Genomic DNA, 14,965 nt, shown 5'->3' with positions numbered 1-14,965 from the left:
GTGCCTACGGGCACTGGAAGTGTGCCCGGGGCGACGACGGACCGACATCGCTGTGATGACCGTATGTACCCTGCCCACACCAGTATGCCGAGGGAGAGTCATTTGACCGAGCCTGATGAGATCTACGACGTTGTCGGGATCGGCCTGGGTCCTTTCAACTTGGGGCTCGCCTGCCTGGTCGAGCCGATCGAGGAACTGAGTGCGGTTTTCCTGGATGCCAAGCCGGATTTCTCATGGCACCCCGGGATGTTCCTGGACGGTGCGCATCTCCAGACCCCATTCATGGCCGACCTGGTGAGCCTTGCCGATCCCACATCGCCGTACTCCTTCCTCAATTATCTGAAGGAGTCCGGGCGACTCTACTCGTTCTACATACGCGAGAATTTCTATCCGCTTCGCGTCGAGTACAACAACTACTGCCGCTGGGCCTCCGCGCGACTGACCAATGTGCGTTTCAACTCCAGGGTGGAGAGCATCACCCACGCGGACGGCCATTACACGATCACCACTACTCAGGGGAACTCGTACCGGGCACTGCGAGTCGTCCTGGGCACGGGCACTCCGCCCCATGTCCCCGCGGCCTGCCAGAATTTGGACGGCAACTTCCTCCACAGCTCCCGCTATCTGTACGGAAAGCGTGACATTCAGCGGAAGAAGTCCATCACGCTGGTGGGAAGCGGACAGAGCGCGGCGGAGATCTACCAGGACCTGCTGGCCGAAATCGATGTGCACGGCTACCAGTTGAACTGGATCACTCGCTCACCCCGGTTCTTCCCTCTGGAGTACACCAAGCTCACGCTTGAGATGACCTCCCCGGAGTACGCCGACTACTTCCATGCCCTTCCCGAGGAGACCCGCTACCGGCTGGAGTCCTCACAGAAGAGCCTTTTCAAGGGGATCGACTCCGACCTCATCAACGCTATTTTCGATCTCTTGTACGAGAAAAGCGTTCAAGGCCCAGTCCTCACTCAGCTGTTCACCAACACCAGCCTGCGCACAGCGACGTTCGATCCGTCCAACGGCACCTACACCCTTGGCCTGCACCAGGAGGAACAGCGCCGGGACTTCGGCATTCAGACCGAGGGCCTGATCCTCGCCACCGGCTATGAGTATGAACCGCCCGCTTTCCTCGATCCGGTGCGCGACCGCATCAAATGGGACCGTCATGGCCGCTTCGATGTGGGCCGCAACTACTCGATCGATGTCGCGGGGAGCGAGATCTTCCTCCAGAACGCTGCCGTCCACACCCACAGCGTCACAAGCCCGGACCTTGGCATGGGCCCGTACCGGAACTCCTGCATCATCAGCGAACTCCTCGGCTTCGAGTACTACCCGGTGGAGAAGCGCACCTCCTTCCAGGAGTTCGGAGCACCGGAAGGCACCGTGGCATGACCGAGCACTCTTCCGAGATCCTCTTCACGGCCACTGACCCGGCCCTGGGCCAGTTCTCTCTACGTGCCTTCGATCCCGTGGCCGACGGCCCCTTGCTGCACCGCTGGGTGACCCATCCCAAAGCCAGGTTCTGGATGATGCAGGACGCCTCACTGCAGGACGTTGTACGCGAGTATTCGGCCATCGCGGCCTCACCTCACCACGAGGTCTTCATCGGACTGCATCAAGGGGAGCCCGCATTCCTGGCCGAGCGGTACGACCCCGCCGAGATCGAGCTCAAAGGGCTGTACCCGGCCGTAGCGGGCGATGTCGGCATGCACTTCCTGTGCGCCCCGACCGACACCCGCATTCCTGGATTCACCCGGGCGGTCATCCGTACGGTGATGGAGTTCCTGTTCGCCACTCCGACGACCCGCCGAGTCGTCGTCGAGCCCGATGTACGGAACACAGCGGTACATGCCCTCAACGCGACCGTCGGATTCGTGCCGGAGTATGAGATCGACAAGCCGGAGAAGCGCGCGCTGCTGAGCTGCTGCACACGCGCGCAGTTCTCCGCGACTCAAGGAGTACGAGCGTGAAGAAGACGCCCATGCGCCACCTGACCCCCGAGGCCTGGGCCGTAGCCGGCCGCTCACTCATACGCAAGGCGCTCTCGGAGTTCGCCCATGAGCGCCTCCTCGCCCCCGAGGAACTCGGTGACGGGCACTACCGCGTCAACAGCGACGACGGGCACATCTCCTACCGGTACAAAGCGCGCGTACTGGCGCTGAACCACTGGGACGTCGATACCTCCTCCATCGTCCGTCACGACTCCCTCCTCGACTCAGAACTCCCCCTGGATCCACTGGAGTTCTTTATCGATCTACGTGTGACGCTGGGGCTGAGCGACCAGGTTCTTCCGGTGTACCTCGAGGAGATCTCCTCCACTCTCGCGAGCAGTTGCTACAAGGCATCACGGACCATTCAAAGTGCCGACCAATTGGCCTCGGCCGATTTCCAAGCCATCGAGACTGGAATGTCCGAAGGGCATCCCTGTTTCGTGGCCAACAACGGCCGTCTCGGCTTCGGCTCGGACGATTACGTCGCCTACGCGCCGGAGGCCGGGTCCCCTGTCCGCCTGGTCTGGCTCGCGGCTCACCGCTCACGTGCCGCGTTCACCGCCGGGGCCGGTGTGGACTACGAGTTGCTGCTGCGCGGCGAGCTCGGCGACAGCACCGTAGGCCGCTTCCGCTCTGTGCTGCGCGAACGCGGCCTCGATCCGCATGAATACCTATTCATACCCGTCCACCCCTGGCAGTGGACGAACATACTGTGTGTCACCTTCGCCGCGGAACTGGCCCGTGGGCACCTCGTCCACCTCGGCGAGAGCGATGACGAATACCTCGCCCAGCAGTCCATCCGCACGTTTTTCAACATCACGAACCCAGCCAAGCACTATGTGAAGACGTCTCTGTCCGTCATCAACATGGGTTTTATGCGGGGCCTTTCCGCCGCGTATATGGCGGCCACTCCCGCCATCAATGACTGGGTCGCCGATCTCATCGAGAAGGACGAGATCCTGCGCTCGACCGGACTCACCATCATCCGTGAGCTGGCGGCCGTTGGCTATCGGCACCTGGAGTACGAATCCGCCACCGATCGGACCTCGCCTTACCGCAAGATGCTCGCAGCGCTGTGGCGCGAAAGTCCCGTCCCGTCGCTCAAGCACGGCGAGCGCCTGGCGACCATGGCTTCGCTGCTGCATGTGGACCACCAGGGAAAGTCAGTCGTGGGCGCGCTCATCCGCCGGTCGGGCATGGACCCCGCTACCTGGCTGCGACAATATCTGCGCGCCTATCTCACACCGCTGCTGCACTGCTACTACGCCTATGAACTGGCTTTCATGCCGCATGGCGAGAACGTGATCCTCGTCCTCGACGCGCAAGGAGTCGTCTCCCGGGCAGTCTTCAAGGACATCGCGGAAGAGGTCATCGTGATGGACCAGGAGATGCCGTTGCCTCCTGAGGTCGAACGCATCCGGGTCAACCTGCCCGAGGAACACAAGATCCTGCCGATCTTCACCGACGTCTTCGACGGGTTCTTCCGCTTCCTCTCGGCGATCCTCGACACTGAAGGCGTGATGGAGGAACGGGAGTTCTGGCAGCTGGTCACCGAGTGCGTCGCCGACTACCAGGCGACAGCGCCCGGGCTCCGTGACCAGTTCCGCAAGTACGACTTGTTTGCGCGGGAGTTCCCGCTGTCCTGCCACAACCGGCTCCAGCTCCGCAACAACCGGCAGATGGTGGACCTGGCGGACCCCTCAAGCAGCGTGCAGGTTGCCGGGACCCTCCGTAACCCCATCGTGGTTTCGTAGACGAGAACGGAGCTCCGCCCAGCGATTGAGGCAGGCACCGGTCCAGAGCGCGAGGAGCAACCGCGTTTCGCGGACGACTCGATAGAGGTTCAGGCCGGTGCCGCTCTCTTGGGCACCAGTGCGCTGCTTCCGGTCACCGTACGAAACCGGGGTGCGAAGCACCGGCAATCGTTTCGGCACTCCCTGCTGTTACGTGGACACCGGGCTCACGGATCTCTGCCTGGCTGGTGTAACGCGTCGGAAAGGAGAGGCGAAAGCGACTGGGGTGTCTTCGTGTCCCCGGGGCCTCGTTCTGCTGACGTGTTGTCATCTGCCGCGGAGTTGAGCGGCACTGCTCAATCGGTCATGCCCTACTGGACGCTCGCTGTCTGCCCACTGTGCTCAGCTGACGCGGTGGACTCCGAGCGTGGCCACGGCCGACGGATGTCCGGGATGGCGAGCATCGCGACGGCGCTGAGTACGGTCCACCCCACGCCGAACCACAGAAGCGCCTCGGCTCCGACCCACGCGCCCACCGGTGCCGCCCACCAGTACCCCACCGTGATGGACAACACGGTGGCCACGCCGTCGTATGCGCTGACCCGCGAACGTACATCGGCGGGAACGTCCGCCTGCAAGCTGCTGGTCCACAGAATGTGCAGCAAGGTGAACCCGGCTCCGAACAGCAAGGACCCCACGACCAACACGTACACCGGCGCCCTCAGGGCAAGCACGGCTGCGAACGCACCGAGCCCGAAGGTGCAGAAGACGGACACCAACAGCGGACGACGGAACTCCAGGCGTATGCCCGCGAGCCCTCCTAGGATCGCTCCGGCGCCTTCGGCCGCCATGACGATGCCCCACTGGGATGCTCCGTGCTCACGGCCGCCGACGAGCGTAATGCCGAGCACCATTACGGGCCCCAGGACAACGGTGCACGCCAAGGAGGTGTACACCAGCAGCGACCACAGCCAGGTGCGGGAACTGAACTCATGCCAGCCCTGCCGCAGTTGTCGCCAGAAGGACTCCTTCCCCCTGTCAGCGGCACTGACCGGCGGCGGGACGCGCAGCCTGGACAGCAGCCATGCGCTCAGCAGAAAGGTGAGTGCGTCGATGGTGATCGCCCACGTGGAACCGGCGAACCCGACCAGCACACCACCGACCGCGGGACCGACCAGCGAACCCACCGAGTTGATCGTGGAGCGCAGCGCGTTGGCCTCTTGGAGAAGCTTGCCGGAAACCAGTTCCGGGATGATCCCGTAGGAGGCGGGCCGGAAGAAGGCCGAGGCCACGGCGAGCGCCACGGCGAAGGCCACGAATCCGATGACCGGCAGGCCGGTCGTAAGGAGGAGCGCGACGACGACGATCTCGATCACCGCGCGAATCAGGTCGCTACCGATCATGGTGATCCGGCGTCCCCACCGGTCAGCCAACACGCCGCCGGCCAGGAGGAACACGATGAGTGGCGCGGTCTGCGCGCCGAGCACCAGTCCCACGCCACTCGAGCCGCCACCGCTGTCCAGCACCGCGAACGACAGGGCGATGGGCATCATGCTGCTGCCCAGAACCGATCCGGCCTCGGCGGCGAAGAGCAATCGGAGGTTGCGCTGCCTAAGGAGGCCCAAGGGTATTTGCACTGTCATACCATCTCCCACACGTCCACCCTCTCCGACAAGGGGGAGAACATCTCATCTCATCCGGCGCGCTACGGTAACAGGACCAGGTGAGCACCGGTCAGACGGTTCCGCCTTGTTGAGGTGGGTGGCATGCAGAACGTGCCGCACATCCTCAGACCAGAGAACCTCCAGTTCTGCGGTCTCCTCAAGCCGGTCAGCGATGTGACTGACCGCCTGTGCACCTCTGCGATGCAGGCGCATGTATACGTAAACCTTCTTCATCGTCCAACGCTTGGAGAGTTCCTCCGCTTGCTCCGCGCAGTCCCCCAGCCGCGGCAGCGACAGCGCTTCGCCGGCCGCACGCAAGAACCGAGCGTTCAGTGACCTCTGACTCCCCAACTCGCCGAACCAGCCTGTGACCTCAAGCATTCCCACGGGGCTGAGTTCGGCAAATGAGGAAGGGGCGGACCGTAGTTCTTCGATGCAATCACGCAGTCGTGTGCAGCCTGCCGGTGCGCCCTCTTCCGCACCGCTCAGAAACAAATCAAGATTTCTCTTCAATGCGGAATTGAATACCGCCTTCGTCCACTTTGCGTGGGCGCCCTTCCCAGGGCGCAAGGTAATGGTCCAGTTGCGCCAGTCAGGGTCGCCTCTGCGCTGCTCGGCGAGCTGTTCTGCCGACATGGCAGCGAGAAGATCGGAAAGGTCTATCTGCCCTTCGAAGAGCGACCCCTGATAGCCGTCGAAGACGTCGACAACTGCGCCGGAGTAGCCGGTTATCACAATGCGGTGAGGATGGTGGACGCGAAGGTATTGGCCGCTGTACGGCAAGTGAAACGCATCGACTAGAACGATGACCAGTCTCCCTGCGTCCAGGATTCCACGAGCGGTCTGCCATGCCTGTTGAACAGTGGGGTGGCGCTCTACCTCTATATCCAGGCCGTACCAAGATCGCAACGTATCCGCAATCGGTCGCCGTCTGAGTTCAAGGTGTTCAATCGGCCATTCAGCCTCCACCATTGGTGCGTGGTGATATCCCCAGCACTCTCCGAGTGCAGCCGGGTCATAGCCGAGACTGCGCAGGACGGTGCCGTACGTAGAGGTGATGCAGTCGAGCGACGTGAAGCCGACAGAAGGTTCTTCTTGACGCAATGCCACTTCGGCTCGTTCCTTTCAGCACGCCTCAGGCGTGTGGTTGCAGGGAGCTTCCCTTAATGTGTCGCCCGTTGCCAGCGCGGCATAGCGCGCGCCAAGTCCCTCTGCAGCTACTGGTTATTTGGTGCCTACTCAGTCTACAGAGCCGGCCTGCCGCCAAGTTGACGTTGACAGAGGGTGCTAGGGTGCCCGTGATCTTGTCGCATGCATGGGGGCTGCCTCCCGATCGTGTGGCTGCCATCTCGCGAGACGGATAAATGGCGGCCGTGGGCCGTTTCAGGCTCCGGTGGCTGTTGATCCGCACGCTCCAAAACCAGCATGCGTCGCAGCCAACCAGTAGGAGTCTGGATCGTGGAAACAGGCCATCAACGAGGCGATGACTCGACCGGGGTGGCGCAAGCTGCAGACGAGTCAGGATTCTGGAGCGCAATCCGTTCCGCGCGTCAATCCCGCCGAGAACCGCCGATTCCAGCCAAGGGTCCACGAGAAGAAGCTCCAGCATCTCGTGCACAGGAGCGGCATTTCCATCAGATTGCTGGCGCCCCTGAGATAAATCCCTTCTTTAACGTTGTTGATGCCTACCGGATAAGCGGCAGGCTGGACGTCGCATCCCTGTGCAAGAGCATTGTCGCAGTGACAAAGCGGCATGATGCACTGCGTACCATGCTGGTAGAGGCGCCGCACGGGGTAATCCAGAGGATCGTTCCACCGCAAGCCGAACCCCTGCGGATCGTCGATCTCTCGCATCTTCCCGCAGGTGTGAGGGAGGATGCCGTGGAGCATGCCGTTACGGCTGAGGCAGAGGCTCCTTTCTCCTTCTCCGAGGATGTGTTGGCCCGGTTCACTCTTTTTGGAGCCGGCAACGAAGAGCACATCTTGGTGATCGTTGTTCATCACCTTGTATTTGATGGCTGGTCAAGCGGGATTCTATGCCGCGAGATAGCGTCTTACTACGAGCACCTTTCCGCTGGGTCCCCAAATGAGCTGCAACCGGTCCGGCTTCAGTTCGCTGACTTTGCTGAATGGCAAAGAGAGTGGCTGGAACAGTCTGGCGCCGAAGCCATGCTCGACTACTGGCGCGGCCAACTGGCCGGCTGTCCGGATGGCGTGACTTTTCCCTACGATCACCCTAGGCCTTCAACCGGGCTGCATGCAGCGCAACGCCATACGTTCCATCTGCCCAGGAAACTCAACGATGCGCTGTCTGACGTAGTGCAGCGCGAGGGCGTGACATTCGCCGCAGTGGCACTCCTTGCACTACAGCTATTGATTCACCATGAAACTGGTTCTGAAGACATAGCTGTTGGCAGCTCTATGGCCAACCGTAATCGCATTCCAACTTCGGGCAGTATCGGCTTCTTTACCAATACACATCTTCTTCGCGCACAAATTTCCGGAGAAGCGACGTTGAGAGATCTCCTGAAGCGTACTGCAAACATTCTTGCGGAAGCAGTTGCGCATCAAGATGTCCCGCTGGCCCAGATCATCAATGTCATGAAGTCCGAAGATGCCGAAAGCCTGCCCGGCGTCACGCATCGCATAAACTTCATCTGCCTGAATCAGCCGAGTTTCCCACTTGGACTGCAAGGCCTGAACGTGGAAGCGAAGGAATGGCTCCCGAGCCGACCAACCATTCTTACGGATCTGATACTGAAGGTCACGCAGGAGCAGGCTGGCGTGCGGTGTGATATCGAATACAGCGCCGACCTGTACAAGGGTGAGACCATTTCCGCACTTGCGGAACGATATGAATTGATTTTGCGAAAAATTGTGGAGGATGTCGACACTCGCGCCTGTAGCGTCATCGGCTGATCTCGGAGACTTTCCGAACCTGCACGGGCTGGTGGTCGCAGCTGCGACCACCAGCCCGTTATACAGGGGGCGCGACGGGACCCGTCCGATTCAGATATCCAGGCTCTGTGGTTGAGAAGTCCCGTGCTGTTCGCACAGGTCGGCAATGGTTGACCACAGTGCGGTCGGGGTGGCGAAAGTCTCTGCTTTGATCAAGGCATCGGGGATTTCGATCTCGTATATCTCTTCAATCGACTCCAGCAGCTCAATGGTCGCGAGAGAGTCCAAGCCGGCGGTTGCCAGGTTGAGGTCTGGACGCAGTTCTTGTTCGAGAGGCAGGAAGCGAAGCGATTGACGCATCATGGATTCGAACTGCGGTTCCCAAGCCAGGGTCATGACGCTTTCTCCAAAGTGGATGAGTCGAGCATTACAGGTGCATGCAGCTCACTCACCGAGTCGTGCCGTCCCGATAGCGCGAATGCCTGCGTGGAAGGCGTCCACCACGTGAACAAGCCGCTCCGCATCATGATATTGCTCGTCGAACCAGAGGGAACCGGTGATCGCGCTTCCCGCCAAGTCCACGGTGGCGTAAAGGCTCTGTGCGCTCTGCAGTGCCTGGCGCCTGGTGGCGAATCGCATCCCCCGGTCCGGTGCCTCGTGAGTCACATACCGTGCCGAGAGTCCGGGACCGAACTGCAGCGGTGCATCGGTATTCCTCCTCCTTTGGCCCGCGTCACCGATCGTCCGGAATTCCAGATGCGACAGGCCCGCACGGTAGAACGCCTCGGAGCCGGTCCGTACCGCCGCCTCATCCGCCACAACACTCAGCGGAACGTCGATCGCGCCCCAGGTCTCCAGTATCCGCTCACCCACCTGCCGGGCCAGACCAGAGGGATCCCGGGAGCCGAGATCCAGCGGTACGGGCAGCACATTGCACATGAGGCCGATGGCCTGGCGCGACGCAGGCGTCGTACGGCCGTGCATGTACAGCGAGGCGACGAGCCGGTCCCGCTCGTACACGTCGGCCACGCCTCGGGCGAGCAGAGCCAGCAGGGCGTTGTGCGGGGTGGTGCGTTGCTCACGACACCACTGGTTCAGGTTCTCGGTGTCCGCGGAGGACAGCGTCAGCGGGATACCGGCGAACCGTGAAACGAGGGACATCTCGGCCCCGCCGCGGCCGGGCAGAGGCCGCTCCGCGCCGTGCGCCTGCACAGCACGGGCCAGGTCGGCCGCTCGACTCCGGTGATCAGCGCGAACCTGAGCGGACTGCTCCCGCTGGATCATGTCCACGTAACTGAACGGCACGAGTTTGTCGGCGGAAGGTCCACCGCCCGCGCCGATCCGTGCGGCGTAGGCGGCGGCGAGCTGCTGCTGGAAGAGATCGTGGCTCATGGCGTCGACGGCCAGGTGGTGGAACTGCGTCACCAGGTGATGTTCCCCGTGGGCCGCTGACACCAGCGTGTGACGGATCATACGGTCCGTCAGGTCCAGCCGCTGGGCCACCGTGTGCAGCACCTCGGGCTGCCCATCTTCGGAGCCGGCCGACAGCACATTCAGGTCGCTCGGCGCCGGCAACAGCCGCTGTCCCGGCCAGGTGGCGTCGGCAGCGGCCCCCGCATGACCGGCCAGGCGCATCCGCAGGGCCTCATGTCGCATCTCGATCTCGGCGAGCGCATCCCTGAGAGCCCCGACGTCGAGAGGCCCGCGCAACAGCAAGACGTGCGGAATCTCCAGCGGCGTGGAGTCCTCCGTGTGGCTGCGCATCCAGTGCCAGCACCAGTCCTGCCGCGAGGAGGCCGGCAGAATGCCCGGATCAGCTGTTCTGGTCGAGCCGTGCGTCGCCGCCGCCGCTCGAGAGTACGTGGTCATGGGGTGATGCGTCCTTCCAGGGTGTGCGGTCTCTCCAGATATCGCTCCGGGCTCCCCCCGCCGCTGCGAAAGGGCGCGTGGCGTAGAGGTGTTGGCCCCGACGCACACCAGCCAGGAAGCTGGGGCCGGTAGTCGGCCCGGCCGTCGACGCGACGAGCCGCTCCAGCGCATGACCGCCGTACGGCCAACGCTACGAGCTCTCAGAACGCCAGTTCCTGAACGCACTCCGCGTGACCGTATAGCGACGCGATGGTTTCCTGCAGGTCCAGCGCCTCGGCCGCCGTGACGACACGGCCGTCCGTCCGGCCTGCCGCATGGTCGAGGAATCCCCGGATGGCTGCCAGCTCGGGCTGTCGGCTCTCAGCCACGATCACGCCCGAAGAGGTGCGGACCTCCCCCCGCTTCACGTCGAGGACGACCGACTCGCCGTCGGCGCCGACTGCTTCCAACCGCAGGGCCAGGGCTCGGCTCGCCCGGTCGATCCGTACCGTGGCGGGCGTGCCGGCGAACTCCAGCTTGGCGACCACCCGCTCCTCGGCCCCGAGCCGGTCCACCTGGCAGGCGACGGGCCGTGGCTTGCCGAAGACGGCGGTCAGCAGGTCGAGGGCATGTGACCCAAGGTCCAGAAGTGCCCCACCGCCCGCCCGCGCGGCATCTGTGTACCAGTTCGTCACGGGCCGCCACAGCCGCTGCCCCGCGGTGGTGAAGGTGAGGGTGATCTCATAAGGCCCCTCTGGGAGAGCCTTGACGAATGATGGCACCAACTCGTGGAAGCGGTAGGGCAGGTTGACGGCTAGTCGCCCGTGCGAGTCCGCCCGTGCGAGCCGACGCGCGTCGGTCACGTCAGCCGCCAGCGGCTTCTCACACAGCACCTGGGCCCCGGCCTCCAGCGCCGCCAGCGCGGGCGCCACGTGGGCGTCGTTGGGGCTGCACACCGCCACCAGGTCGGGCCGGCCGACCGTGAGGAACTCCTCCAGGTCCGCGGTGACGAGAACGCCCTCCGCCGCCGCCCCGAGAACGGTGCGGGCACTGTCCACGTCCGGGTCGAAGGCCGCCACCAGAGTGACGTCCTCATCCGCCGTGACGACCGGCAGGTGGTAGCGCTGGAAGACCCGGCCACATCCGACCACTCCGTACCTCAGACTCATCGGCCCGCCCTTCCCGGGACGAGATCAGCAGTCCGGCAGACCTCTTGCACATGGGTGGTGAAGTCCTCGAAGGAGGAGCCGAGATGTTGGGTGTCGTAGTCCGACAGGAGCTTCCTCAGATCGGTCACCAATCGCTGCTCGAAGTTCGGCGGGTTGCCGTCGGCGAGGACCAGGCCGTAGTTGATGAAGGTGAGGAACAGCTCAGGCAGGCCGTTACGCCAGGCACGCAGCCGGCTGAGCAGACCTCGGGGGCTCTCTTGGGTGGTACCGCGCAGGAGACGGGCGGCGAGGGCGATCTTCTGCGCGACGAACGGAAGAACGTTTTCCTTCCGGTCACTGATCTCCTCACCGATCAGGCTCCAGGCAGCCCACAGCGCCTCGACCCGTGGGTCCGGCACCTGGTAGTCACGCCGTGCGGTACGCAGAATTTCGAAGGCCGCGCCTTCCAGGCCTTCGATGTCCGCCGGGATCAGCGGCTCCTCGATCTTGTCGTACATCTCCGTGCCGCGAAGCGCGATGGCTCGGTTGATGAGGAAGAACGGGTTGTCCGTCTTGTGGATGCCGGCGGCGACGATGAACCCCAAGTTCTCCCAGAGTTCGTCGAGGCTCGTCTTCGGCTCGATCATGATCCAGCCGGGGTCGAGGCCCAGTCCCTTGCGCTTGAACATCCGGGCGGCATCGAGGTTGTACGAGACCGTGGTGCCCTTCTTGAAGCGCCGCAGCATTCCGGGCGAGCCCGATTCGATACCCAGAAGCGCCGACGCCAGACCGGCGCGGTGCAGCAGGTCCAGAGCTTCGTGGTCGATGAGCCCCGAGTCGACTCGAAATTCGCAATGGAACTGGAACTTCAGGCCTCGCTGGAGCACCGTCTCGGCAAATTCGACGGCATGCGCAAATCCATTGCTGAACGCTCCGCCGAAGTTGTCGTCGTTGAACCAGATGAATCGGGTGCCGAACTCACGCTGTAGGTACTCGATTTCGTCGACGACGTCGCCGGGCGGGCGCATGCGCCAGAAGCCGTCCACCACTCCGGGCTGGCGGGGCGCGTAGCAGAAGGTGCACTTGGCGTGGCAGCCTCGGCTGGTGAACGTAGAAGCCACCGGCGTCGGGATCCCTGCGGCCCGGTGCGCCTCCAGCAGGTCGCGCGCCGGCCAGACCATTTGGGAGAGATCGGGCAGCACCGGCATGCCACTGGTGCGTATGCGGTCGCCGTCGCGGTAGTAGAGGCCTGGCGTCTGCCGCCAGTCGACCCCGGCCGACAGCCGGTCCATGATGCCGACCAGGGTCAGTTCCCCCTCCCCGAAGGCGACACAGTCGGCCTCGGGTACCTGCTCGGCGATCAGCTTGGCGTTGTATGTGCAGAAGGCTCCGCCGATGGCGACGAGCGCCTCGGGGTGGGCGATCCGCGCGCACCTGATCAGCCGGATCGCATCGATGATGTGCAGGTCGTACATGATGCTGATGCCGATGAAGCGGGGACGTTCCCGGCGAATCAGGTCGATGATGGCCTCATCGCTGGGGGTGCGACCGTGCAGGTTCAGCGACTTGACGGAGTAACCGGCATTGCGGAGATACCCGGTGATGCAAGCGAGCCCCAGGTTCTCCCGCACCTTCTCGTAGAAGATCCGCAGGGCCGGGTCGAGCGTGACGTACTCCTCGTCGGTAATCATCACGTTCTGGTTGTTCAGGCTGGCTGTTCCGGTGGCTATCTCGCGTGGAGTCAGTAGAACAACGTCCGTCATTGAAAGTTCGAACCTTCCCGGAAATTGCCCCGCGTAAAGCGGACTTGGATCGTATGTAGGAGCCGTTCAGCCCGAACGGCCGGGTATTCACTTGGACTTCGTGATCTGAGGGGACGGGCACGGCCGGTGGGGATGACGGAGCATGGGCGAGGCCACCTGCTGATCATGGTGTTGTGACGCATCCAGACCCTCAGGCGGCCTCCGCGGCCAGCATAGATCCCTTGTCGTTCCAGGGGAAGTTCGGCCAGGTCACGGCCGGGTCGGCCCCGGCTTTCCCCCCGCCGCGAGCCTCGCGCGCACCCGTTAGACTACCTGTGCGGCCTGCATGTCCGACCTGCCGCCAATGCTCCCGGAGTGTGCGGGTTTGTTCTCGTTGCTCACGGGCGAGGGAACCCCAAGATCGCTGACAGGGTCGAAGTCGCCTGCTGAGAACGCCTCTTGAGGCCGGCGGAATGTTCATGGCAGAGCGCCGGAAATTCGTCGTGCCGATGACGGTGCCACCCCCTGGCGAGGCCCGTCCTGGAGCGAGTTATCTTGAAGGCGCTCCATGGTGGAGACGGGGGGAGACGGGTGGCGGGCAGTCCCGCAGAGCAGCCATTGCCGGGAATTCCCGGGGAGCGCGATCTCCGTCTGTTCTGCGCTGCTGAGGCCTTTTGCGTCAACTGGTCGACAGTTGGGCGGCGTTCAGATTATGCGCGTGAGTTTCCCCGAATCCGCGGAGCTCCTGTTGGAGTTCCTCCAAGCCCGTCGGATTGGTGTGATGCGGCACCTGTCAGGCGATCTTGGCCTATGTTGATGCCACCCGCGGGTCAAGGGTAGGGAAGGGAAGGGAACCGTGAGTGATCTGTCTGTCCGTAGAGGTGAATTCACCTCGCTGGACTGCATCACGGCTACGTACGGAAACGTATTGGTGACGCTCGGGTATGACCCGAGCGCGCTGGGGGCCGACTGGGGCTACCACCCCGTTGAACTACCGGAAATCGAATGGCCGGTGGAGCGGTTCGCCTTCCATCGGCGGTCGTTCGAGGAGACGCTCCTCGACTGGTACGGAATCAATTCCGAACTCATTCAGCACCAGGACACGAACGCGGTCGAAAAATACCTGCGAGAGCGGCTCGGGCGCAACGAGCCGGTGATCGTCCTCGTGGACGCGTTCCACCTCCCGCACAGCTCCAACTATCGCCTCCAGCACCACGCGCACCGCATCGTCGTCCATTCGGACGAGGGGACGGAATTTGCGATCACTGATCGTTATCGGGGGTCGCTGTTCGAGGGTGTCATCAGCGCCCCGGAGCTGCTGTCGGCCATGTCGTCGGAAGCACTCGCCGAGGGGCGCAGGGGCGATCCGGACTGGCGTAATCGCACGATACGCGTCTCTTCCGGATCCCCCGGCGATCGGCCGTCGTACGCGACCTCAGCCCACGCCGCCATCGTGCAGAACACCGAACCGGCCGCGACGCTCTCCGGCACGACGGCGCTGCGGACGTGTGCCGGGCAGCTGCGCACTGACCCGGAAGCGCACGCCACCCTGAGCCCCGCCGGGATGATCGAGGTCAGCGCCTGGTTCGGGGAGCTCGCCAGTCAACGAGCCCTCAATGCCCGGTTCCTGCGGGCCGCCGCCGCGGCCGGCGTTCCAGGGCTGACCGAAGGCGCCGACGCAGCGGACGACCTGTCCCGCCACTGGGAAAGGACCAGGAACTACTTCTTCCTGCGTTTCCGCACGGGCGTCAGCGCCGTGCTGCGTATATCTGATCTCCTGGAGGAGGCTGCGGTCCTGGAAGCGGACTGGAACGAATCCATCAGGAAAGCCATGGGGCATCAGCAGACGTATCGCCCGAGGAAGTCAGGTCGATGACGTGCTTGCGGCAGCCGCCGTCGACCCAGACCCTGCGGATCGCGGGACGGGTGGCGGCGGACCAC

The 14,965-nt window shown here is 63.5% G+C and carries 11 protein-coding genes; 5 read left to right on the top strand and 6 right to left on the bottom strand.

Annotated features, from left to right (window positions below; all coding sequences use genetic code 11):
- Positions 1-84: 84 nt before the first annotated feature.
- The 3 genes from AOK24_RS08290 to AOK24_RS08280 are packed head-to-tail and all read left to right on the top strand — an operon-like array spanning position 85 to position 3,745.
- Positions 85-1,392, top strand: coding sequence for a lysine N(6)-hydroxylase/L-ornithine N(5)-oxygenase family protein (locus AOK24_RS08290; protein ID WP_055719430.1), 1,308 nt, complete (start codon positions 85-87; stop codon positions 1,390-1,392).
- Positions 1,389-1,970: a GNAT family N-acetyltransferase gene (locus tag AOK24_RS08285; protein WP_055719396.1), complete on the top strand. Its 582-nt coding sequence runs from the start codon at positions 1,389-1,391 to the stop codon at positions 1,968-1,970. The genes AOK24_RS08290 and AOK24_RS08285 overlap by 4 nt, the downstream gene beginning before the upstream one ends.
- 11 nt (positions 1,971-1,981) lie before the next feature.
- Positions 1,982-3,745, top strand: coding sequence for an IucA/IucC family protein (locus AOK24_RS08280; protein WP_055719429.1), 1,764 nt, complete (start codon positions 1,982-1,984; stop codon positions 3,743-3,745).
- A 350-nt stretch (positions 3,746-4,095) separates the two neighbouring features.
- On the opposite strand, the gene AOK24_RS08275 is transcribed toward AOK24_RS08280, so the two are convergent.
- Both AOK24_RS08275 and AOK24_RS45540 read right to left on the bottom strand, forming a co-directional pair.
- Positions 4,096-5,367: an MFS transporter gene (locus AOK24_RS08275; protein ID WP_055719395.1), complete on the bottom strand. Its 1,272-nt coding sequence runs from the start codon at positions 5,365-5,367 to the stop codon at positions 4,096-4,098.
- A gap of 45 nt (positions 5,368-5,412) precedes the next feature.
- Positions 5,413-6,498 (bottom strand): BtrH N-terminal domain-containing protein, encoded by a 1,086-nt coding sequence (locus AOK24_RS45540; protein WP_079056721.1) that lies wholly within the window; start codon positions 6,496-6,498, stop codon positions 5,413-5,415.
- Between the two features lie 348 nt (positions 6,499-6,846).
- Here AOK24_RS45540 and AOK24_RS45535 point away from each other — a divergent pair, with 348 nt between their 5' ends.
- Positions 6,847-8,307, top strand: coding sequence for a condensation domain-containing protein (locus AOK24_RS45535; RefSeq protein ID WP_159051819.1), 1,461 nt, complete (start codon positions 6,847-6,849; stop codon positions 8,305-8,307).
- Positions 8,308-8,397: 90 nt separating this feature from the next.
- Here AOK24_RS45535 and AOK24_RS08270 read toward each other — a convergent pair whose 3' ends face one another.
- The 4 genes from AOK24_RS08270 to AOK24_RS08255 form a co-directional block, all read right to left on the bottom strand.
- Positions 8,398-8,682 (bottom strand): phosphopantetheine-binding protein, encoded by a 285-nt coding sequence (locus AOK24_RS08270; protein ID WP_055719394.1) that lies wholly within the window; start codon positions 8,680-8,682, stop codon positions 8,398-8,400.
- 48 nt (positions 8,683-8,730) lie between these two features.
- Positions 8,731-10,155 carry a condensation domain-containing protein gene (locus tag AOK24_RS08265; protein WP_055719393.1) on the bottom strand — a complete coding sequence of 475 codons (1,425 nt, stop codon included), beginning with the start codon at positions 10,153-10,155 and terminating at the stop codon, positions 8,731-8,733.
- 200 nt (positions 10,156-10,355) lie between these two features.
- Positions 10,356-11,303 carry a Gfo/Idh/MocA family protein gene (locus tag AOK24_RS08260; protein ID WP_055719392.1) on the bottom strand — a complete coding sequence of 316 codons (948 nt, stop codon included), beginning with the start codon at positions 11,301-11,303 and terminating at the stop codon, positions 10,356-10,358.
- Positions 11,300-13,045, bottom strand: a complete 1,746-nt coding sequence (locus AOK24_RS08255; protein WP_055719391.1) for a B12-binding domain-containing radical SAM protein — start codon at positions 13,043-13,045, stop codon at positions 11,300-11,302. The genes AOK24_RS08260 and AOK24_RS08255 overlap by 4 nt, the downstream gene beginning before the upstream one ends.
- Positions 13,046-13,880: 835 nt before the next feature.
- Here AOK24_RS08255 and AOK24_RS08250 point away from each other — a divergent pair.
- Positions 13,881-14,900, top strand: coding sequence for a BtrH N-terminal domain-containing protein (locus AOK24_RS08250; RefSeq protein WP_079056718.1), 1,020 nt, complete (start codon positions 13,881-13,883; stop codon positions 14,898-14,900).
- Positions 14,901-14,965: the final 65 nt, after the last annotated feature.

It is taken from the genome of Streptomyces niveiscabiei (genome assembly GCF_001419795.1).
In the GTDB taxonomy this organism is placed as follows: Bacteria; Actinomycetota; Actinomycetes; order Streptomycetales; family Streptomycetaceae; genus Streptomyces; species Streptomyces niveiscabiei.
Note: the sequence above shows the minus strand (reverse complement) of the source record. Positions and strands in the feature narration are given on the sequence as shown.

Bases quoted from the DNA above. Each gene is read 5' to 3' on its own strand.
- AOK24_RS08290 (WP_055719430.1), top strand. From the start codon at position 85: ATGCCGAGGGAGAGTCATTTGACCGAGCCTGATGAGATCTACGACGTT.
- AOK24_RS08285 (WP_055719396.1), top strand. From the start codon at position 1,389: ATGACCGAGCACTCTTCCGAGATCCTCTTCACGGCCACTGACCCGGCC.
- AOK24_RS08280 (WP_055719429.1), top strand. From the start codon at position 1,982: ATGCGCCACCTGACCCCCGAGGCCTGGGCCGTAGCCGGCCGCTCACTC.
- AOK24_RS08275 (WP_055719395.1), bottom strand. From the start codon at position 5,367: ATGACAGTGCAAATACCCTTGGGCCTCCTTAGGCAGCGCAACCTCCGA.
- AOK24_RS08270 (WP_055719394.1), bottom strand. From the start codon at position 8,682: ATGACCCTGGCTTGGGAACCGCAGTTCGAATCCATGATGCGTCAATCG.
- AOK24_RS08265 (WP_055719393.1), bottom strand. From the start codon at position 10,155: ATGACCACGTACTCTCGAGCGGCGGCGGCGACGCACGGCTCGACCAGA.
- AOK24_RS08260 (WP_055719392.1), bottom strand. From the start codon at position 11,303: ATGAGTCTGAGGTACGGAGTGGTCGGATGTGGCCGGGTCTTCCAGCGC.
- AOK24_RS08255 (WP_055719391.1), bottom strand. From the start codon at position 13,045: ATGACGGACGTTGTTCTACTGACTCCACGCGAGATAGCCACCGGAACA.